Origin of the sequence: Nocardiopsis ganjiahuensis DSM 45031, assembly GCF_000341085.1 — a bacterium.
Lineage (GTDB): Bacteria > Actinomycetota > Actinomycetes > Streptosporangiales > Streptosporangiaceae > Nocardiopsis > Nocardiopsis ganjiahuensis.
This window is the reverse complement of the sequence record NZ_ANBA01000009.1, coordinates 758,517-779,242: the sequence shown is the minus strand read 5'-3', so window position 1 is coordinate 779,242 and position 20,726 is coordinate 758,517. Positions and strand designations below refer to the sequence as shown.

Sequence of the window (20,726 nt, the reverse complement as noted above, 5' to 3'; positions counted from 1 at the left end):
GTTGACCGAACACGCACTCGTCGTTCGCGCCCGCCGCGCCCTCACCCCCGAGGGTGAGCGCCCGGTGAGCGTGGTCGTCGACAACGGAAGGATCACCCGGGTCCTGACCGGGGACGAGGCCCCGGTCCGGGCACGGGAGGAGTTGCGCCTGGCCGAGGACGAGGTTCTGCTGCCCGGTCTCGTGGACAGCCACGTGCACGTCAACGAGCCCGGCCGCACCGAGTGGGAGGGGTTCGCCAGCGCCACCCGCGCCGCCGCCCTGGGCGGGGTGACCACGCTCGTGGACATGCCGCTGAACAGCGTGCCGCCCACCACCACCGTCGAGGGCCTCAAGGCCAAGAGAGCGGTGGCCGAGGGCAAGCTCGCCGTCGACGTGGGCTTCTGGGGCGGGGCCGTTCCGGAGAACAGCGGCGCCAACACCACCGGCACCCTCTCCGACCTGTGGGCCGAAGGGGTGTTCGGCTTCAAGGCCTTCCTGTCGCCCTCCGGCGTGGACGAGTTCGGGCACCTCTCGCCCAACCAGCTGTACACCGCGGCCACCGCCATCCACGCCTTCGGCGGTCGCCTCATCGTGCACGCCGAGGACCCCGCGGTGCTGGACTCGGCGCCTGCCGCCTCCGGCCGTGACTACGCGGACTTCCTCGCCTCCCGTCCCGACGAGGCCGAGCACGCGGCGATCGCCCTGGTGATCGACACCGCCCGCCGCACCGGGGTGCGCGCGCACATCCTCCACCTGTCCAGCGCCTCCGCGCTGCCGCTCATCGCCCAGGCCAAACAGGAGGGCGTGCCGCTCACGGTGGAGAGCTGCCCGCACTACCTCACCCTGGCCGCCGAGGAGATCCCCTCCGGCGGCACCAGCTACAAGTGCTGCCCGCCCATCCGGGACCGCGCCAACCGCGACCTCCTGTGGCGGGCGCTCCAGGACGGCCTGATCGACTGCGTGGTCAGCGACCACTCGCCGAGCACCCCGGACCTGAAGGACCTGGACACCGGTGACTTCGGCACCGCCTGGGGCGGCGTCGCCGGCCTCCAGGTGGGGCTCTCGGCCATGTGGACCGAGGCCCGCACCCGCGGCATCGCCCTCGCCGAGGTCGTGCGCTGGATGTCGTCCGAGCCGGCCCGTGTCGCGGGCGTGCCCGGCAAGGGTGCGATCTCGGAGGGTCTGGACGCCGACCTCGCGGTCTTCGCCCCGGAGGAGAGCGTCCGCGTCGAGGCGCGCGCCCTGGCCCACCGCAACCCGGTGAGCGCCTACGACGGCGCCGACCTCTTCGGCCGTGTCCGCCGTACCGTCCTCCGCGGAGTCGACGTCGGCCCGGAGAGCACCAACGGTCAGATGATCACCCGGAGTTAGTTCCCTGAGCCTTCCGGGCGCCCTACCGCGAGGTGGGGCGCCCGTTCGCGTTCAGGGGGAGGGCCACCCGAGATTCTGGGCCCGAACCCGACGCCTGGTCGTGTCGCGGCCGGTTGCCGGTTCCGACGGACAAGCGGCAGCGAGGGCAGCAGCCTCCCCAGGCCTGCGCGGACCACTTGGTCGTGTCGCGGCTGGTCAAGCGTCCCAACGCAACAGCGGCAGCGAGCGTGAGTGGGCCGGTCCGGGGCGGGTTTCGGGTCCCTTCCCGCAAATGATCTTGCTCCTAGCGCCACTCTCGGCGCCGAGAACGGCGCTAAGAGCAAGATCATCGGGGAGCTGCCGGTTTCGGAAGTACCGGACACCTCCACGCGCGGGTTTCGGACGCCTCGCCCTGCAAAGCTGAGCCCCAAAGGCCACCCGGGCCAGCTCCCGCCTTCGCCGCCGCTTGTCCGTCAGAAGGAGTGACCGGCCGCGACACGAGTACCGCTCATCGCAGGCCTGGGGGGACGGCTGTCTTCGGTGCCGCTGTTGGCTCTTCCGCCCTTCCGGCAGAAGAAGTGACCGGCCGTGACACGTGGGGCGTTATGCGCCGGCCTGGGGAGACGGCTGCCCCCGGACATGTGGAGGGGCGGGCACGCTGACGCGTGCCCGCCCCGGATCTCGGGAGGGATCAGCTCCGAGCGGATTCCCAGCGCTTGCGCAGGTCCGCCTCGCCGGCCTCGGTGAGGGTGCCGTAGACGTTCAGGCGGGCGATACCGCCGTCGGGGAACACGTCGGTGCGGATGTGGGTCACGGTGACCGGGCTGTCCAGGACGAAGCGGTGGGCGCTGTCGGGCTGGAGCCTGGTGCGGCCCACGATCTCGAACCACTCGCCGTCGCCGTCGCGGCCCAGGACGGTCACCCAGCCGGCGGAGTTGCCCTTCAGGTAAGCGGTGTCGAGCTCGATGGCCCGGACGGAGGCCTGGGCGGTGAGGCGGAAGCGCACCCAGTCGTTGCCGGTGTCGCGGCGGCGGCGGTTCTCCCAGCCGTCGTCCATCTTGTGCGAACGCCCGGGCTGGATGATGTTCTCCGGCGAGGAGTAGAAACGGTCCGAGGCGTCCTCGACGGAGCCGCCGTTGACCAGCGCGGCGACGTCGAAGCTGCCGAGCGCGGCCAGCCAGGCGGGGTCGGCGACGGGCTCGCCGTACACGCGCAGGCGCGCCACACCGCCGTCGGGGAACTGCTTGAGGCGCAGGTGGGTCCAGCGGCGGGGGTCCTCCACCTCGAACCCGTTCTCGGCGTGGCCGTAAACCGGGGTGCGGGGGACGATCTCGGTCCACTCGGCGGCGAGGAGCTCCTCGGTGGTGGGGGTGCCCTCCAGGTGGGCGGCCTCGACGCTGATCTCGGTGGGGTGGTTGCCGCGGAAGTGCGCGGTGTCCACGACGAGGCCGCGGATGATCCCGGGCAGGGCGAAACGGACCAGGGCCCAGTCGTGGTCCTCGGCGGTGGGGTGGGGCTGCTCGGCGCTCACACCGCGGCGCCGCCGGGTCTCCCAGCCGTCCATGACCTTGCCCTTGTGCCCGAAGTGGTGCGGGTCGAACACCGCGGGCTCGGTCCGGAGCAGGTTCTCGCGCTCGGCGAAGAACTCGTCGTTGGCGGCCACGACACCGGCGCCGAGGCGGCGGTCGGCGAGGTCGACCAGCCCGGAGAAGTCCAGCTCGGTCTTCTTGAAGTCACCGTAGGGGTCGCCGCCGGGGTACGGCTGGGCGTTGTAGGCGCGGGGGTCGAAGGACGGGGCCTGGCTCACGTTTCTCCTGTTGGTCTCTGTGGTGGGGCCTTTCCAGAGTCGCAGGAGAAACCGGTTAATTCCAGCGAAAGTTTTTGATCATTATGTTCGTTTCAACTGAACATTTGCGGTGCTGAGGCGTGCTGCCGCCTCGGCCAGGGCCCGCAGGGCGAGGGCGATCTGCGGGCGCTCCCCGGAGCCGGAGCGCACGGCGGTGACCACGTGGCGGCGCGGCTGCTCCGAGCGGGGGATGCGCAGGGCCACCCCGGGCGCGTCACGGGTCGCGGCCAGCCGGGGGATCAGCGCCACCCCCATGCCGGCCGCCACCATGTCCAGGATGGCCCGCCAGTCGGAGGCCACGTGGGCCTGTTCGGGGGCGAACCCGGCCTGGGCGCAGGCCGCGAGGGTGATGTCCCGCCAGGGTCCCGAAGCACCGTAGATCCACGGCTCCTCGGCGAGGTCGCGCAGGCGCAGGGCGGGCGAGGTGGCGAGCCGGTGCTGGGCGGGCACGGCCACGTCCAGGGGGTCGGTGAGCAGCTCGGTCCGGTCGTAGCGGCCGTCGTTGCCGGTGGGCGCCTGCGCGGCCAGGGACAGGCCGATGTCGATCTCACCCGCCGAGAGCAGTTCGTACACCTCGGCCGCCTCGGCCTGGTGCACCCGGGTGCGCAGCCCCGGGTGGGCCGCGCGCAGGGCGTTCAGCGCCGGGACCACCAGGCCCGGGATCGCGGTGGCGAAGGTGCCCACGCGCACCCGTCCGGCCTCACCGCGGACGAACCCGTCGAGCTCGGCCTCGGCCCGCTCCAGCTGGGCCAGCACCACGTCGGTGTGCCGCAGCAGCACGTGCGCGGCGTCGGTGAGCCGCACCCGGCGCCCGTGCGCCTCCAACAGGGCCACCCCCACCTGCTGGGACAGCGACGACAGCTGTTGGGAGACGGCCGAAGGCGTCATGGACAGCGCCTCGGCGGTGGCGCGGACGGTTCCGAGCTCTTCGAGGGTGCGGAGTACGCGCAGCTTGCGCAGGTCCCAGTCGGTCACCCTCACAGGCATACCATTCACCTTCGCTTAACAGAAGTGGGGCGGGCGCACCTTCACGGTGCGCCCGCCCCGGGACGGGGGTGGACCGAGGTCAGGTCCGCTCGGGGCGCTCCGCCTCCCCGGTCTCGCTCCTGTCGGCCTCGCGCTCCTCCTCGCCGCGGTAGGTCGCGCCGGCCTGGTCGGTGTACTTGGCCTCACCGGGCCCGGCGCTGCCGATCTCCGCCTGGTCGATCTCGGCGGGGGAGGCCGAGGGGCCGCGGCCGATCACGTTGAAGCAGATGTTCAGCAGGATCGAGACGATCGCCGCGCCGATGATGCCCGAGTGCGCGATCAGCTCGACCGACTCCGGGAGGAAGGAGTAGAAGGTCGGGTAGGCCAGCGGGATGATCGCCACGCCCACCGAGGCGGCGACCAGGATCAGGTTGAGGTTGTTGGTGAAGTCCACCTTGGCCAGGGTCTTGACCCCGCTGGCGGCCACACTGCCGAACAGGACCAGGCCGGCCCCGCCCAGCACCGGGGTGGGGATGGCGGCCATGACCCCGCCGAGCACCGGGAACATGCCCAGGGTCAGCAGGATGGCCGCGCCGGTGGCGACCACGTAGCGGCTGCGGATGCCGGTCAGGGCGAGCAGGCCGATGTTCTGCGCGAACGAGCTGGTGGGGGTGGCGCTGAAGATCGGGCCGATGATCGAACCGCTGACGTCGGCGCGCAGGCCCGCCGAGATGCGCTTGGCGTCGACCTTGGAGCCGGTGATCTCACCGACCGCGATGATGTGCGAGGCGCCCTCGGTCAGGACCACGAGCATGATGATGCACATGGTGAGGATCGCGGTGACCTCGAACTGGGGCGCGCCGAAGTAGAACACCGACGCGGGGTTGAACACGAAGTCGGCCTCGCCCACCCGGCTGAAGTCGGCCGCGCCGAGCGGGATCGCGACGAGCGTGCCCACGATCAGGCCGAGCAGGATGGACAGCCGTCCCCAGATGCCGGGGAACAGGCGGGAGCCGATGAGGATGACCGCCAGGGTCAGTCCGGCCAGGGCGAGGTTGCCCAGCGGGGCGGCGGGGACCTCGGAGCCGTCCACTGCGACGTGGGTGGCGCCGTCCATGATCCAGCGGGCGGCCACCGGCATCAGGCTGACCCCGATCACCGTGATGATCGTGCCCGTGACGATCGGCGGGAAGAACCGGATCAGCTGGCCGAAGAACGGTGTCAGGAGCAGGGCGAACACGCCCGCGGCCATCGACGCGCCGAAGGCCACGGGGAGGTTCTCGCCGTTCTGGCCGGCCGCCAGCGCGGTGATGGCGCTGACGGGGACGAACGAGCAGGCCACCACGATCGGCATCTGGGCGCCGATCCGCTTGTGGCCGACGGTCTGCATGAGGGTGGCGATTCCCGCCACCAGGAGCGCGCCGCTGACGAGGATTCCCATGGCGGCGGGATCGTTCGCGAGCCCAGCGGCGGCGCCGATGACGAGTGCCGGTGCCACCGCACCGGCGTACATGGTGAGGATGTGCTGGAGCCCGTAGACGAGCATCAGCCGCAGGGGCAGCTTCTCGTCCTCGGGACGCGCGGGGTTCGTGGCGTTCGTTGTGGCCGAGTCCTTCGCGGACGGACTGTTCGACATGGCCAGTTTCCAGCCTTTGCGATCGGTGGTCACTGAGGGGTGACCGGGTTCTCCGGGCGTGTGCCCGGTGGTGTCGCGCCGGCCTCGGCTGTCTGAGACGCCTGTTTTCGGGCATGCCGAAGGCCGGTGTGGCCCAACTCTCGCTGGGCAGGCGGGGAAGGCCCCGGATGGGGAAAGCGCCGGGGAGGCCCCGGATGGGGGGGTGCCGGGGCCCGGCCGCACGCGCGGGCCCCGGTGTTCAGGGAGCGCCGGGGAGGACCTTGGGGTGGTCCCCGGCGCCAGGGGGTCAGACGAAGCCGGGAACGGTCTTCCAGGCCTCGCCCGCCCCGGGGGCGTCGTCGCGCTCGACCGTGGCCTCGATCTTGCCGTACGGGCGGTCGGCGGCGAAGAAGACCTCGTTGGGGTTGTCCAGGCCGAACGGGGAGAGGTCCACCAGGAAGTGGTGGTTGTTCGGCATGGAGAAGCGGATCTCGGCGATCTCGGGGTGGGCCTCCAGGACGGCCGTGCCCATCGCGTACAGCGTCTGCTGGAGGGCGAGGCTGTGCGTCTCGGCGAAGGCCTCCAGGCACAGGGCCCGGACGGAGGCGTACGACTTGTCGAAGTCGTGGTCGGTGCCGACGTAGCGCCAGCGGGCGGTGACGTCGGTGGCCAGGATCCGGTCGGTGACCTCGGGAAGGGTCGTGTACCGGGTCTTCGGGTAGCCGTGGAACTCCGAGCCGGTGGACTTGAGGACGGTCAGGCCCTCGAAGCCGGACACCACCCACTCGTTGTCGCCGTCCTTGTTGACGACGGTGGTGCGGGTCTCGGCCCCGCGACGGGAGAAGGCGTGGTCGTGCGGGCCGTGCGCGGTGTCGATCCGGTCCCAGGAGTACTCCTGGATCTCCTGGCGGGCCCCGTGCACGTACTCGTGTTCGTCCACGAAGTGACGGGCCAGGCGCAGGGCGAAGTCCTCGATCGCGCCGACGCCGCCCCACTCGCGGGCCTTGGCGTAGACGGTGTTCTTCTGCGTGTCGGTCGGCAGGCACTTGGAGTTGTCGCCGACGGTGTGGACGTCCTCCAGGTCGCCGCGGAGCTGGGAGGTGACGTTGACGTCCTTGATCTGGTGGACGTCGGTGTCGCGCTGGACGTGGACGAGGCGGACCTCGGCCTTGCCGTACTGGTTGTCTCCGAGTCTGATGCCCATCAGGGTGAACTCCATCCGTGTGGATTCGGTTTCATCGCTTGCGCCGAGCGCGGTGTTCGCGTCGGTGCGCCGTGCGTATGAGGGAGGACCGCTGTGGTCATGCGGAAGGACCTGTCACGCACTCGAAGAGGTTGAGGTGTTACCGGCTGGTCGGTGTCAGATCGGTGCTCCTCGGCCGGAGGGTTGGTTACCGGGTGATCGTCGGCTGGGGACCGGCCTACGAGCCCCGGTAGGTGGAGTAGGCGAACGGGCTCAGCAGCAGGGGCACGTGGTAGTGCTGGTCCTCCTCGGAGAGGTCGAACACGATGGTGACCTCGGGGTAGAACCCGCGCTGGCCCGTCGCGGTGAAGTAGGCCCCGGTGTCGAAGACGACCCGGTAGTAGCCGGCGGAGAGCTGGTCGGGGCCCAGGTCGGGCACGCGGCCGTCACTGTTGGTGCGGCCCTCCGCGACGGTCTTCCAGGAGGTGCGGCCGGGGTCGGTGGCCGCTTCCAGGCGGACCGGGACGTCACGGGCGGGGCTGCCCAGGGCGGCGTCCAGGATGTGGGTGGTCACGTGGCTCATGCTGCCTCCAGGAGTTTGACCAGGCGGAGTCCGGAGATCTTGCGGAGCTCCTCGCCGACGACGGTCAGTTCGGTGTCGCGGTCGTTGTCCAGCCGTGCGACCAGGTCCGCGAGGAGTTCGCGGCTGCTGCGGCCGCTGGCGCAGACAAGGTAGATCTGCCCGAACCTCTCCTCGTACTCACCCTGGGCGAACGTGAAGATCCGCTGGACCCTGGCGGAGGCGTCGTCGGTGTCGGCGGCGAACGCCGACTGCTCCCCGCGCGACCAGGCCGACTCGGTGTCCTGGCCCTTGGCCTTCTCCCCGATCCGCGGGTGGCGGGCCAGGGCGGTGGCGACCTCGTCGGAGGTGATCCCGCGTGCGTGGGCGTCGGCCCGTGCGAGCAGGGTGCCGCGGTCGGCGTAGGGCGCCTCGGACGCGACGGCCTCCACCCAGCGGTCCACGTTCAGGCACTGCGCGAGTTCGGTGCGCAGGTCCTCCTCGGAGAGGGCGTTCAGACGCGCCAGACCCGGGTCGGCGGCGTCCCCCGACTGGTCCGGGGTGGTCTCGGGCATGTGTTCTCCCGTGGCTCGGCCGGTGCGCCGACCGTCCGCCGGTGAGGGCGGAGGGACGTCGAACCGGCCTGGGCTTTCGTAGTGCAGATAGCTGATTCCGTATTACGGATTGGAGGGACTCTAGTTGATGGCAGTGTGACCTTGTCAACACTGGCTAGGGGAGATCTCGGAAAAACAGTCGAATCCGTGTCCCGATATCAAGAAATCGTGAATTTCCTGCGCACCGGCGAGGTGTGCGGGGTGGACGGTGGCGGGCCGGCAGTGGTTCGGCGGGGCTGGCGCGGTTGTCCGCGGGGGCGGGTTCGAACTTCTGGCCGCCCGGGTGGTTGACAAGCGGCGGTGCTCCGGCCCACACTCAAAGCATTCCTTAAAGTGAAAACTACTTTCCACAATGCGGAAGTGGATGCCGGAGGCAACGCATGAGCCACACACTCGGGTACACGGTGAACTGCTCCCTGCTGTTCACTGAGCTCCCCGTCAACGAGCGCCCCCAGGCCGCACGCGACGCGGGCTTCCACGCCGTCGAGTTCTGGTGGCCCTTCGACAGCGCCACCCCGGCGCAGGAGGAGATCGACGCCTTCGTCGACGCGCTCGACACCGCGGGTGTCCGCCTCAGCGGCCTCAACTTCTTCGCGGGCCGGCTCCCCGGCCCCGACCGCGGCGTGCTGTCCCACCCCTCCCGGACCGCGGAGTTCCTCGCCAACACCGAGGTGGTCGCCCAGATCGCCGAGCGCACCGGCACCACCGGCTTCAACGCCCTCTACGGCCTGCGCCAGGACGGGGTCGACCCCGCCGAGCAGGACCGGATCGCTCTGGACAACACCGTCGCCGCGGCCAACGCGGTCGCCAAGACGGGCGGCACCGTGCTCGTCGAACCCATCAGCGGCTCCGAGGACTACCCCCTCAAGACCGCCGCCGAGGGCCTGGCCTTCGTGGCGAAGGCCAAGGAGGCCGGAGCCGAGAACGTCGCGCTCCTCGCCGACTTCTTCCACCTGGCCGTCAACGGCGAGGACGTCGCCGCCGTGGTCCGCGACCACGCGGCCGAGTTCGGGCACATCCAGATCGCCGACGCCCCCGGCCGCGGCGAGCCCGGCACCGGCGACCTGCCCCTCGACGAACTCCTCACCGCCGCACAGGCGGGCGGTTACCGGGGCCTGGTCGGCCTGGAGTACAAGCCGACCGTCCCCAGCGCGCAGAGCTTCGGCTGGCTGAGCTGACCCCGAGGGCCGGCCCGGCCGCATTCGCAGCAGCACCGCCACACCAACCACACCAGCCACAACCGCAGCAGTACAGCCACACAGTCTGAAAGGGGCCGTCATGGCCATCCGGAAGATCGCCTTCGTCGGTCTCGGCATCATGGGCCTGCCCATGGCCGTCAACCTCGTCCGCGCCGGTTACACCGTCACCGGTCACAACCGCAGCCCCGAGCGCGTCGACGCCCTGGTCGCCGAGGGCGGCCTGCGCGGCGGCAGCCTGCCCGAGGCGGTCGCCGACGCCGACGCCGTCATCACGATGGTTCCGGACTCCCCGGACGTCGAAGCCGTCCTGACCGGTGAGGACGGGGTCTTCGCGCACGCCAAGCCCGGCACCCTCGTCATCGACATGAGCACCATCCGCCCCGACGTCGCCCGGTCGGTCGCGGCCGTCGGCGCCGAGCGCGGCTTCCGCGTCCTGGACGCCCCGGTCAGCGGTGGCGAGGCCGGCGCGATCGAGGCCAAGCTCTCCATCATGGTCGGCGGCGCACAGGACGACTTCGAGGCCGCTCGCCCGGTCTTCGACGTCCTGGGCACCACCCCGGTGCTGGTCGGCCCGAGCGGCTCCGGCCAGACCGTCAAGGCCGCCAACCAGCTCATCGTGGCGGGCAACATCCAGCTCCTCGCCGAGGCGCTGGTCTTCCTCGAGGCGCACGGCGTGGACACCGAGTCCGGCCTGGAGGTCCTGGGCGGCGGGCTCGCCGGCAGCACCGTGCTCCAGCGCAAGGGCAAGGCCATGCGCGAGCGCAACTTCGCCCCCGGCTTCCGCATCGCCCTGCACGACAAGGACATGCGCATCATCACCGACTCCGCGAGCGCCGCCGGAGTGGCGATCCCGCTGGGCTCGCAGGTGGCGCAGTACGTCGCCGCGCTCAAGAACCAGGGGCACGGCGGCCTCGACCACTCCGCGCTGCTCAAGATCGTCGAGCAGCTCTCCGGCCGCGACGGCGAGTAGCACCGCCGTCGGTACGCAGGCAGCAGCAACAGCACCACCAGAAACACCAGCAACAGAAACACCAGTAACAGCCGCAGAATCCGTGTGACCGGGGCGCCGCGTCGCTCCCGGGTGTTGGCCCACCCGGGAGGCGCACGAGCGCGTCGCCCCACCCCTAGCACCCATCTCTGGTGGCCGGGGGACGTCCGCCCAGCCAGGACGCCCCCGGCACCAGCCACCCCAGCACTGAAGGGTTCGCTCCCATGGCGAAAATGCCCGCGATGAACGCCGTCGTGGAGGTTCTCAAGGACGAGGGCGTCGACACCGCCTTCGGCTGCCCCGGCGCGGCGATCCTCCCCCTCTACAAGGCGATGGAGGAGGTGGGCGGTATCGAGCACCTCACCGTCCGCCACGAGGAGGGCGCCACCCACATGGCCGACGGCTGGTCGCGTACGACCGGCAAGGTCGGCGTGGCCATCGGCACCTCCGGTCCCGCCGGGACCAACATGATCACCGGTCTGTACACGGCCATCGCGGACTCGGTCCCGATCGTGTGCATCACCGGCCAGCAGCGCACCGACCTTCTGGACAAGGAGGGCTTCCAGGCGGTCGACATCGTCGAGATCGCCAAGCCCGTCACCAAGTGGGCCGTGCAGATCAAGGAGGCGGCCACCGCCCCGTGGATCTTCCGTGAGGCCTTCCGGATCGCCCAGGAGGGCCGTCCCGGCCCGGTCCTGGTCGACATCCCGGTGGACGTCGCCCAGAAGATCATCGACTACGACCCCGAGCTGGACGCCGCGCTCAAGATCAACACGGTCGAGCCGCACCTGCCCCGGGTCGAGAAGGCCCTCGACCTGCTGCTGGAGGCCGAGCGCCCGCTCATCCTCGCCGGCGGCGGCGTGATCCTGGCCGAGGCCTCCGACGACCTGCGCGAGCTGGCCGAACACCTCCAGGTCCCGGTCCAGGTCACCCTCATGGGCAAGGGCTCCTTCGACGAGGACTCGCCCCTGTACTCCGGCATGACCGGCGTGCAGACCTCCCAGCGCTACGGCAACGCCTCCTTCCTGGAGTCGGACCTGGTCCTGGCCGTGGGCGCGCGCTTCGCCGACCGCCACACCGGCCAGATCGACGTCTACCGCGGTGAGCGCAAGTTCATCCACGTGGACATCGAGGCCACCCAGCTCGGCCGGGTCTTCGAACCCGATCTGGGCGTGGTCTCCGACGCCAAGCTGTTCCTCCGGGAACTGCTCGCCGCCGCCAAGCGCCGCAAGGCCACCGCCCAGGTGGGCGCGTGGATCGAGCGGGTCAACGAGCTCAAGTCGACCCTGACCCGTCGCGAGGACTTCGACACCGTCCCCGTGAAGGCGCCGCGCGTCTACAAGGAGATCAACGAGGTCTTCGACGAGGACACCTACTTCGTCACCGCCATCGGCCTGTACCAGATCTGGGGCGGCCAGCACCAGAAGGCGTACAAGCCGCGCCACTACCAGATCTGCGGCCAGGCGGGCCCGCTCGGCTGGGAGATCCCGGCGGCGATCGGCGTCAAGAAGGCCCTCAAGAACACCGAGCCGGACGCCGAGGTGGTCGGCATCGTCGGCGACTACGGCTTCCAGTACATGGTCGAGGAGCTGGCGGTCGCGGCCCAGTACAACGTGCCGTACGTGATCATCATGCTCAACAACGAGTACCTGGGCCTGATCCGCCAGGCGTCCATCCCGTTCGACATGAACTACCAGGTGGACATCCACTACGACGAGTACGGCACCGACAGCGTGAAGCTGATGGAGGCCTACGGCTGCTCCGGCCGCCGCGTCTGGGAGCCCTCCGAGATCCGGGAGTCCCTGGAGTGGGCCCGCAAGCAGGCGCAGGCCACCTCGCGCCCGGTGCTCGTCGAGATCATGATCGAGCGCGAGGCCAACACCCCGCACGGTCCGGCGATCGACGCCGTCAAGGAGTTCGAGCCGGTCCCCGGCGAGTAGTCCCGGCCCGGGCCCTGCCGCCCGGGCCTCACAGACAGCCGCGGGGTGGGACCTGCACCCCGGCCCCGCGGCTCAGGCCCCCTCCGCGACCGGCAGGAGGGGGCCTCCACAGACCCCGAGGGGCGGTAACGTTCTTCGCTGGCTCAGTATCGCCCCTCGGTTTTTCGCGTTTCGGCGGTCGCTCCTCGGACGGCCGCCGATCTCCGTTTTCGGGTGGTCGGCCGGGTTCACCGGCGGTACCGCCGTTTGTCGTGCGCTACGTCGATGTCCACGCCGCCTTCGGCCACCAGCGAACGCATCTCGGCCAGGGCGGCGGCTCTGTCATGGTTGCGCGTGGTCGCCCTGAGCGCGTTGTTGATCGTTTCCTCCGCCGTCTCGGTGCCGAGGATCTCGGCGGCCCGGGCCAGCGCTTCGTCGTCGATGTCGATCCAGACCCTGCTCATGAACGACCCCTCTCGCACGTGCGGACCTTATCTCGGCATGTGCGAGGGGGTGGCTCGATGGGCGATTCAGGTCAGCCGCAGTAGGCCTCTTCCTCGCCGATGATGCGGTAGGGGCAGTCCGCGTAGTCGAGCAGGCGAAGGACGGCCTCCTCGTTGCGGGCTGTCTCGCGTTCGATCACCGACGAGGGCGGGTAGAAGCCGCCGCCCCAGGGCGAGCGGGGGTACATCTCGTACGTGTAGTTCACGATGCCCTGGTCGCCCCACAGCCAGTCGTTGATCGAACCGTCGGTGATGTAGAGGTCACTGGACTGCTGGGGGATGTAGCCGTTGGCCTCGGCCATGTACTCGCCCAGCGCGCGGTGGGTGTCGTACTCCTCGCGGGTCATGCCGTCGGTGGCCTCGTCGTAGGTGTGACCGAACGGCCAGAGGATCAGTTCGCTGTAGGTTTGACATCCTCCCCTCCTGAAGGAAGGGGATTCCAGCAGTTCCTGCTCAGAAAAGTGGGAGCTGCTGAGGTTCACGGACGCTCGCAGACGTGTGTCTGGTCGTCCCTCCGGCACAGGTCTTGGACCCGGGGCTTGCGCCCTGTCCTGCCGCGACGTTGAGTGAGGCGTTCAGGTCCGCGTTGCAGGTGAATCCGCATTGGGTGCACGACCACTCGGCTTGGCTCTTGCGCGAGTTCTTGTCGATCCAATCGCAGTCGCTGCAGCGCAGACTGGTGTTCTTGGCGGGCACGTCCTGCACCCGGCCCGGAGCCTTGTGCCCGGTCCGGGCACGCAAAAGCCCCCAACCCTGGCCGAGGATCGCCCGGTTCAACCCTCTCTTTTGAGCGACCCGCCTACCGGGCTCGGCCAGGGTGCCCTTGGCGGAGCGGGTCATGTTCTTGATCTTGAGATCCTCGAACCGGATGGTGTCGAAGGAGCGGGCGAGCATGGTGGAGGTCTTCTCGCACCAGTCCTTGCGCCGGTCGGCTTCCTTCTTGCGGTACCGGTTGGCTTTGGTGTGCTCGGCCTGTCTGCGCGGGCTGCCCTTGGGCGCGCGGGCGGCGCGGCGCTCGTGTTTGCGGCGCTGGGCGGCTTCCCTCTTCGACAACCCCGGACAGTTCAGCACCCGCCCGTCGGACAGGGCGGCGGTGATGACCACACCCCGGTCGATACCCACCACCGAACCATCTCCGGGCGCTGGGGTGGGGTCGGGGATGGTCGCGAACGCCACGTGCCACTGGCCGTGCCGGTGGGTGATGCGCAACGACTTGGCGCCGGGCAGGTGGGGGCGGGTGTTGCGGAACTTCACCCACCCGCACCCGGGGACCTTGGCCTGCGCCCATCGCCGGTTGAGTTGGTGTACCACCACCGTGCGGTGCATGACCTGCTTGCCCTTGGCGTTGACCACCGGCTCACCATCGGGGGTGAACGCCGGAACGCGGCTGGTGCCGATGACCCGGAACCCTTCGTTGCGGTGCTTCTTACGCCGCTTCGGATGCCGGTGTGAGCCGCCCAGGAAGTTCGCGAGCGCTTGGTCGAAGTCCTTGAGCGCCTGCTGCTGGATGTCGGCGTTACCCGAGGCCACCCAGCCGATGTAGTCAGCCTCCTCCTTGGGGAGGCCGGTGGTGGGGGTGCGGCGCACTTCGGTCAGCATCTGGCACAGGCCCGCGAACCGGGGCGGCCTGCCAAGGCGCGGTCCGCCTTTGCGGTAGGTGGTGCTGACCTGCCAGGCCAGGTTCCAGGTGTGCCGTGCCTGCGCGCAGTGGTCGAGCATGACCTTCTCCTGCGCCGGCGTGGGGTACAACCGGAACCTGGACATGGGACCATTTTAGCTCAATGATGGTCCCATGAAGCATGTGAATCTGAGACTTCCCGATGATCTTCACGCGCAGGCCGTGCAGGCTGCCCGCGCCGACGACCGCTCCCTGAACTCCTGGCTGATCGCCCTGGTGCGCCGCACCGTGGAAGGAGGTGAGACGGTGAACCGCTCTGAGGGCGGCTCACCTGTTCCTGGCCCGCTACGCGGGAGCGGGCCTTCACCCCGGCCCTGAAGGATCGGGCACCCCGTCCGCAAACCGGGTGGAAGTCGATGATGCTGGTGATCTACTGCTCTCCGTGTCCGGATGTGGCCAGGAGGTACCAGGTTCCCCGGAGCAAGATCCCCGGAACCAGTGCGTCCCGTGGCGGAGGGTGCCACGGGACGCTCAGGTGATGTGGGGTGTGGTGTGTATGGCGCGAATGAGGTAGCGGAGAGGTCTGTGCCTGTGGGGGAGGAGCACGGTTAGTCGTTGGCCGCCAGCGGGGCGCGGAGCCGACCGGTGATCGCGGTGGTGATGTCCTGGACGGTGGTGTGCCGCTCGTAGGGGGTCTCACCCCAGATGCCCCAGATGCCCCAGTTCGCCCCGCCCTCGGCGTCGAGGTAGAGGGTGGCGTCCTGGCCGGACTCGACCTCCTCCACCTGGATCTCGTGGCTGTTGCAGTACTGCTTCGACGAGAGTCGAGCCGTGAGGCCCAGTGCGGTCAGCGCCTTGACCACGGCCTCGGCCTTGGCATCGAGCTGGGATTCGGAGAGCAGGGTGGGGGTCTCGTAGTCCTCGGGTTCGGGCGCAGATCCTCCTCGGTTCGCTGTACGCCCACGTCGCGGGCGCTGTAGTGTGTAGCCACTAAGGTTAGCGGCTTTTATTTGTCTCTAAATTTAGAGGGAAGTGATCGTCTTGACCATGCTTTTCGGTCGATAGGTCGGATTGTTTTCCCAGGTCAGATGCGCATAGCGGGTCAAAGTGGGAGTAAGGGTGCATATATCCGAGTGGATGGTGGGCGATGACATCTAGCCCGACCGTGTGGCGCCGCTGGCTTGCCCACGAACTCAAGCGGCTCCGGCTGGAAGCGGGTCTCAGCCGCCAGCAGGTCGCCGACAAACTCCGCTGCACTCCGGCGAAGGTGGGGCACTTCGAGACGGCAGTGGTGCCGCCCAGGGTGCGGGATCTGGAGGAAATCCTCTTCGACCTCTACAACGTGCCCGAGGACCGCCGAGAGCACTACCTGCAGGCTGCCCGCGACGCCAAGAAGAAGGGCTGGTGGGAGCGGCATTCGGAGAGTGTGCCTGATTGGTTCTCGCTCTACATCGGCCTGGAGCAGGGTGCTACAGATATTTACTCCTGGCAGCCTCAGTTGATTGACGGCTTGCTGCAGACGAGGGCCTACATCGAAGCGGTCATGAGGGGAGGCATCGCTGAGCTTGATGAAGAGGAAATCGAGCGGAGGGTCGAGCTCCGGCTGTCCCGGCAGCAGGTCCTCAAACGCGAAGATGCTCCTCGTTTGTGGGCCGTGCTGGATGTGAGCGCGTTGCGTCGAAACATTGGTGGTCCTGGGGTGATGAGGGAGCAGTTGCGATACCTGCTTGAGGTGTCGCACCTGCCGAAAATCACTCTTCAGGTAGTCGATGGCCGTAGCGGGGCTCACCCTGGGTTGATCAGCAGTTTCTGCATCATGAACTTTGAGGCAGAGATGGACCCCGGACTCGTCTACATCGAGTACAGGACAGGGGCTCTCTACCTGGAACGACCTGCCGAGATCCGAGATCACCAGATAGCGTATGAGCATCTCCGTCTCGCAGCGCTCAGGCCCCAGCAGTCACGGGACCTGATTACCCAGTTGATTGAGGAACACCCATGATCACGATCCCGCGCGACCTTCTCGCTGCGTCCCCAATGTGGTGTAAGTCCAGCCACAGCGGTGACACGGGTGGCCATTGTGTGGAAGTTGCCGGGATCTGGCGCAAGTCCAGCTACAGCACGGACACGGGTGGCAACTGCGTCGAGGTCGCGGACCTGGACCTCGGTACGGGGGTTCGGGACTCCAAGCACCCTGAGGCCGGGCACCTGCTCTTCTCCTCCTCCGAGTGGACCGGCTTCCTCAAGAACCTCCGCTGACCGGAGCCTTCGAATCTCCCTGCGGCGCTCGCCCCTCTTCGGGCGGGCGCCGTTCTGTTTCCTGCTGGGGCTGGGATGATCAATGCACTCACCGAGAGCAGGAAACGGAGCCCGGACCATGCTTCTGATCACCGGACCCACGGGCAACGTCGGCGACGAGCTGACCACCCTGTTGGCCGAGCAGGCGGGGGACCGGCCCTGGCGGGTGGCCTCCCGTCACCCCGACAGGCTCCGCGAGCGCCTGTCCGGGACCTCCGCCGAGGTCGCCCGGCTGGACTTCTTCGATCCCGCGACCTGGCCCGGGGCGCTCAAGGGGGTGAGGACCCTCTTCCTGCTCTTCCCGCTGCCCGGCAACAAGGCCGCGAAGCGGGCGATCATCCCGTTCCTGGAGACCGCCGAGGCCGCCGGTTGCGAGCACGTGGTCTACGTGTCGGTCTTCGGCGCCGACCGGGCGAAGTTCATCCCGCACCACAAGACCGAGCAGGCCCTGTTCGGCAGCCGGATGAGCCACACGGTGCTGCGCTGTTCGTTCTTCCACCAGAACCTGCACCGCACCGTCTCCACCCACGGCACCGACATCGCCGACCACCACGAGCTCTTCGTCCCTGCGGGCAGAGGGCTCACCACGTTCGTGGACGCACGCGACTGCGCGGCCGTGGCCCTGGACGCCGTGCTCGCCCCGGAGCGCCACCGCAACGCCGTCCACCACCTGACCGGCCCCGAACGGCTCTCCATGGAGCAGGTGGCCGAGCAGCTCTCCGAAGCCCTGGGCGAGACCGTCCGCTACACGGACCCGAGCCTGCCGCGCTTCGCCGCCCGTCTGCGCGGGCGCGGAGTCGGGTGGGACACCGTCGGATTCATGGCGGCGGTGTACACACTCACCAAGCTGAACTGGAACCAGCCGATCACCGACGAGGTCGAGCGGCTGCTGGGGCGCCCCCCTCGGACGCTGCGCGCGTACCTGGGGCAGAACGCCTGGCGCTGGCGCGAGCGCGCCTGGACCTGACCGGGTCCGGGAAGCGACCCTTCGGGCACCGGGAACCCGGTACCCGGGACTCCGCACAGGAGAAACGCCCGGCCCCCGGCTCAGGGATCGGGCGTTCGTGCACGCACGTGCGTGGGAAAAAGGATCTCCGCCGGCGGTACCGGCCCTGCGGTGGCTGGGCTTGCCTGCCTGCCGGGGCCTCGGGTGTTGGCCGCACCCTGGGTCCCGCCGACGGAATCCGTGTGACCCCCCTAGCACTGAAGGGTTCTCCTCCAGGGTAACCGCTCGCGGCTATATCTTGAAGTCGAGGTACCTGTTTTGAGCGATCATCTGAAATCCACGGAAACCGTTTCCTCTGTCGCAGTTCAGGAAGGGTTCGTCCCATCATGTGGACGGTGAGTACCGGATTTCGTTGCGCGTCTGCTAGCGTGACGATCGTTATGCTGCGCGAGCTGCTCCTCCTTAGTGGCCGCGGCGGGGATCGTTAAACGGTCGGCCCCTCGCCGCGGGACTTCGGCTTGCCGTGTCGACCACGACATCACGCGCCACACTTTTCCCGAGGAGCAACACCGTTATGGTGCCGCAGCAGAAGACGAGTCCCATGCCCTTCCACCGTTACGAGCCCTTCGCTCCGGTGGACCTGCCCGACCGCACCTGGCCCTCCAAGAGCATCACCGAGGCGCCCCGCTGGCTGTCCACCGACCTGCGTGACGGCAACCAGGCGCTGATCGAGCCGATGGACTCCACCCGCAAGCACGAGATCTTCCAGCTGCTGGTGAGGATGGGCTACAAGGAGATCGAGGTCGGCTTCCCCGCCGCCAGCCAGACCGACTTCGACTTCGTCCGGTCGCTGGTCGAGGACGACCTGATCCCCGACGACGTACAGATCTCCGTGCTGACCCAGGCCCGCGAGGACCTGATCGAGCGCACCGTGCAGAGCCTGGTCGGCGCCAAGCGCGCCACCGTGCACCTGTACAACGCCACCGCGCCCACCTTCCGCCGGGTCGTCTTCCGGGTCGACCGGGAGGCCTGCAAGAACATCGCGGTCGAGGGCACCCGCCACGTGATGCGCTTCGCCGAGCAGTACCTGGGCGAGACCGAGTACTTCGGCTACGAGTACTCGCCGGAGATCTTCGTCGACACCGAGCTGGACTTCGCCCTGGAGGTCTGCGAGGCCGTCATGGACGTCTGGCAGCCCGGTCCGGGCCGCGAGATCATCCTGAACCTGCCCGCCACCGTCGAGCGCGCCACCCCCAACGTCTACGCCGACCAGATCGAGTGGATGAGCCGCAACCTGACGCGGCGCGAGCACGTGGTCGTCTCCGTGCACCCGCACAACGACCGCGGTACCGGTGTGGCCTCCGCCGAACTGGCCGTCATGGCCGGCGCGGACCGCGTCGAGGGCTGCCTGTTCGGCCACGGCGAGCGCACCGGCAACGTCTGCCTGGTCACCCTGGGCATGAACCTGTTCAGCCAGGGCGTGGACCCCAAGATCGACTTCTCCGACATCGACGAGATCCGCCGCACGGTCGAGCACTGCACCCAGCTGCCCGTCGCGCCCCGCCACCCCTACGGCGGCGACCTGGTCTACACGGCCTTCTCCGGCTCCCACCAGGACGCCATCAAGAAGGGCTTCACCGACCTGGACGCCCGTGCCGCCGAGGCCGGGAAGCAGGTCGAGGACTACCCGTGGGACGTCCCGTACCTGCCCATCGACCCCAAGGACGTGGGCCGCAACTACGAGGCGGTCATCCGGGTCAACAGCCAGTCCGGCAAGGGCGGTGTCTCCTACATCATGCAGCGGGACCACTCCCTGGACCTGCCGCGCCGCCTGCAGATCGAGTTCTCCCAGGTCATCCAGGGCTTCATGGACGCCGAGGGCGGCGAGTTCCCGGCCGAGAAGATCTGGGACATCTTCTCGGACACCTACCTGGCCGAGAGCGGCCCGGTGGCGGTCCTGGCGCACCGCTCCAGCACCGCCGAGGACGGCACGTACACGATCGAGGCCGACGCCCGCGTCCACGGTGAGATCCGTGAGCTGAAGGGCACCGGCAACGGCCCCATCTCCGCGTTCGGTGACGCGCTGGCCGACGTGGACGTCAAGGTCCGGGTCATCGACTACGTCGAGCACTCCATGGGCGAGGACGGCAACGCCCGTGCCGCCGCGTACGTGGAGGCCGAGATCGACGGCAGGACCGTGTGGGGCGTCGGCATCCACAGCAGCATCACCACGGCCTCGCTGAAGGCCGTGTGCAGCGCCATCAGCCGCGCCTGACCCGGTACCGCCCGGCGCCCCCGGCACAGGGCGTCCGGCATCCTGCTGATCCACCCTGGCACTGAGCGGACGGGGCCCGCGACACACGTCGCGGGCCCCGTCCCTGTGACCGGTCCCGTCGCCCCGGTCCCGGGTGCCGGGCCGGTGCTCAGAAGGCGCCCAGCGGCCCCGGATCGGCGACCCCCAGGGAGGTGCAGAACTCCCGGTTCGCCCCGACCAGCTCGGCCACCGGAGCGGGGCCCCGGGTGGTGGCGGCCAGATCCGCCTGTGCTTCCTCGGACCACAGGAACGGGTACACGGCGAGACCGGTCGACGGGTGCAGGTCCGCGGTCTCCGCACGCCATCCCGGCCAGCGCAGGGTCTCGTAGAAGAAGCCCAGGTGTCCCGCCAGCAGCCACGTCCACCAGCCGGAGTAGCCGGCCTCCATGGGCTCCCACTCCAGACTGTCCGGGGCGAAGTAGACCATCTCGCCCGGCGCTCCCGGATACCCGAGGCCGGCGGACTCCGGGCCGTTGACGGCGAAGACACCGCCGAGCACGTCGTGCGCGACCACCATGCGCGCCGGCCGCACGGACCCGATCTCCCCGGTCATACCGTTGACCTGGTCCAGTCCGGGCAGGTCGGCGCAGCCGCCGCCGTGAATCCGCAGCCAACCGCCGTCCACCAGGATCCCGCCGGACTCCAGGGCGACCGCGCCCAGGTAGGAACCGGCGCTCACCTGGAGCCGCAGCAGGCACCGGCCCGGATGTTCGGGGGCCGGAGGCAGGACCCGCACGTCCAGAGGGCTGTCCGCGCACATCCGGCTCAGCTCCGGCCACGCGGGGCTCTCCACTCCGCTCAGCTCACTCAACTCACGCATACGCGCAC

At 69.2% G+C, this 20,726-nt stretch carries 19 protein-coding genes and 1 pseudogene; 9 read left to right on the top strand and 11 right to left on the bottom strand.

Annotated features, from left to right (window positions below):
* Position 1: 1 nt before the first annotated feature.
* On the top strand, positions 2-1,351 hold the full coding sequence (gene allB, locus D458_RS0114540; RefSeq protein WP_017587487.1) for an allantoinase AllB: 1,350 nt from the start codon (positions 2-4) through the stop codon (positions 1,349-1,351).
* A gap of 670 nt (positions 1,352-2,021) precedes the next feature.
* On the opposite strand, the gene alc is transcribed toward allB, so the two are convergent.
* From alc to uraD, 6 genes are all read right to left on the bottom strand, one after another.
* Positions 2,022-3,137 (bottom strand): allantoicase, encoded by a 1,116-nt coding sequence (alc, locus tag D458_RS0114535; RefSeq protein ID WP_017587486.1) that lies wholly within the window; start codon positions 3,135-3,137, stop codon positions 2,022-2,024.
* Positions 3,138-3,218: 81 nt separating this feature from the next.
* Positions 3,219-4,163, bottom strand: coding sequence for a LysR family transcriptional regulator (locus D458_RS0114530; RefSeq protein ID WP_017587485.1), 945 nt, complete (start codon positions 4,161-4,163; stop codon positions 3,219-3,221).
* A gap of 79 nt (positions 4,164-4,242) precedes the next feature.
* Positions 4,243-5,778 carry a nucleobase:cation symporter-2 family protein gene (locus D458_RS0114525; protein ID WP_017587484.1) on the bottom strand — a complete coding sequence of 512 codons (1,536 nt, stop codon included), beginning with the start codon at positions 5,776-5,778 and terminating at the stop codon, positions 4,243-4,245.
* A 286-nt stretch (positions 5,779-6,064) separates the two neighbouring features.
* The gene (gene pucL, locus D458_RS0114520; protein WP_026119303.1) at positions 6,065-6,961 is read right to left on the bottom strand and encodes a factor-independent urate hydroxylase; all 897 of its coding nucleotides are present in this window, start codon (positions 6,959-6,961) and stop codon (positions 6,065-6,067) included.
* A gap of 217 nt (positions 6,962-7,178) precedes the next feature.
* Complete coding sequence (gene uraH / locus D458_RS0114515; RefSeq protein ID WP_017587482.1) at positions 7,179-7,523, bottom strand: hydroxyisourate hydrolase; 345 nt, start codon at positions 7,521-7,523, stop codon at positions 7,179-7,181.
* Positions 7,520-8,074 carry a 2-oxo-4-hydroxy-4-carboxy-5-ureidoimidazoline decarboxylase gene (uraD, locus tag D458_RS0114510; protein WP_017587481.1) on the bottom strand — a complete coding sequence of 185 codons (555 nt, stop codon included), beginning with the start codon at positions 8,072-8,074 and terminating at the stop codon, positions 7,520-7,522. The genes uraH and uraD overlap by 4 nt, the downstream gene beginning before the upstream one ends.
* 419 nt (positions 8,075-8,493) lie before the next feature.
* On the opposite strand from uraD, the gene D458_RS0114505 reads away from it, so the two are divergent.
* From D458_RS0114505 to gcl, 3 genes are all read left to right on the top strand, one after another.
* The gene (locus D458_RS0114505; RefSeq protein WP_017587480.1) at positions 8,494-9,291 is read left to right on the top strand and encodes a hydroxypyruvate isomerase family protein; all 798 of its coding nucleotides are present in this window, start codon (positions 8,494-8,496) and stop codon (positions 9,289-9,291) included.
* Between the two features lie 85 nt (positions 9,292-9,376).
* On the top strand, positions 9,377-10,282 hold the full coding sequence (locus D458_RS0114500; RefSeq protein WP_275042284.1) for a 2-hydroxy-3-oxopropionate reductase: 906 nt from the start codon (positions 9,377-9,379) through the stop codon (positions 10,280-10,282).
* 242 nt (positions 10,283-10,524) lie between these two features.
* Positions 10,525-12,240, top strand: coding sequence for a glyoxylate carboligase (gcl, locus tag D458_RS0114495; protein WP_040702394.1), 1,716 nt, complete (start codon positions 10,525-10,527; stop codon positions 12,238-12,240).
* 227 nt (positions 12,241-12,467) lie between these two features.
* Here gcl and D458_RS0114490 read toward each other — a convergent pair whose 3' ends face one another.
* From D458_RS0114490 to D458_RS0114480, 3 genes and pseudogenes are all read right to left on the bottom strand, one after another.
* On the bottom strand, positions 12,468-12,683 hold the full coding sequence (locus D458_RS0114490) for a type II toxin-antitoxin system VapB family antitoxin (protein ID WP_017587477.1): 216 nt from the start codon (positions 12,681-12,683) through the stop codon (positions 12,468-12,470).
* Between the two features lie 71 nt (positions 12,684-12,754).
* Positions 12,755-13,129, bottom strand: a pseudogene (locus tag D458_RS0114485) (M14 family zinc carboxypeptidase); the annotation flags it as partial.
* 46 nt (positions 13,130-13,175) lie between these two features.
* On the bottom strand, positions 13,176-14,486 hold the full coding sequence (locus D458_RS0114480; RefSeq protein WP_017587475.1) for an RNA-guided endonuclease InsQ/TnpB family protein: 1,311 nt from the start codon (positions 14,484-14,486) through the stop codon (positions 13,176-13,178).
* A gap of 28 nt (positions 14,487-14,514) precedes the next feature.
* On the opposite strand from D458_RS0114480, the gene D458_RS38165 reads away from it, so the two are divergent.
* A complete protein-coding gene (locus tag D458_RS38165) occupies positions 14,515-14,718 on the top strand; it encodes an Arc family DNA-binding protein (protein WP_086002511.1) in 204 nt (67 codons plus the stop codon).
* A 230-nt stretch (positions 14,719-14,948) separates the two neighbouring features.
* Here the strand turns inward: D458_RS38165 and D458_RS0114475 are convergent, their stop codons facing one another.
* Positions 14,949-15,203 (bottom strand): hypothetical protein, encoded by a 255-nt coding sequence (locus tag D458_RS0114475; RefSeq protein WP_017587474.1) that lies wholly within the window; start codon positions 15,201-15,203, stop codon positions 14,949-14,951.
* A gap of 284 nt (positions 15,204-15,487) precedes the next feature.
* Between D458_RS0114475 and D458_RS0114470 the strand changes: the two genes are divergently transcribed.
* From D458_RS0114470 to leuA, 4 genes are all read left to right on the top strand, one after another.
* Positions 15,488-16,342 carry a helix-turn-helix domain-containing protein gene (locus D458_RS0114470; protein WP_040702393.1) on the top strand — a complete coding sequence of 285 codons (855 nt, stop codon included), beginning with the start codon at positions 15,488-15,490 and terminating at the stop codon, positions 16,340-16,342.
* Entirely contained in the window at positions 16,339-16,599 is a 261-nt protein-coding gene (locus D458_RS0114465) for a DUF397 domain-containing protein (protein WP_017587472.1), read from the top strand. Before D458_RS0114470 ends, D458_RS0114465 begins: the two co-directional genes overlap by 4 nt.
* Positions 16,600-16,717: 118 nt before the next feature.
* The gene (locus D458_RS33515; protein ID WP_017587471.1) at positions 16,718-17,605 is read left to right on the top strand and encodes an NmrA family NAD(P)-binding protein; all 888 of its coding nucleotides are present in this window, start codon (positions 16,718-16,720) and stop codon (positions 17,603-17,605) included.
* Between the two features lie 553 nt (positions 17,606-18,158).
* Entirely contained in the window at positions 18,159-19,859 is a 1,701-nt protein-coding gene (leuA, locus tag D458_RS0114455) for a 2-isopropylmalate synthase (RefSeq protein WP_017587470.1), read from the top strand.
* A gap of 148 nt (positions 19,860-20,007) precedes the next feature.
* On the opposite strand, the gene D458_RS0114450 is transcribed toward leuA, so the two are convergent.
* Positions 20,008-20,718, bottom strand: coding sequence for a DUF2625 family protein (locus D458_RS0114450; protein ID WP_017587469.1), 711 nt, complete (start codon positions 20,716-20,718; stop codon positions 20,008-20,010).
* Between the last annotated feature and the right edge of the window lie 8 nt (positions 20,719-20,726).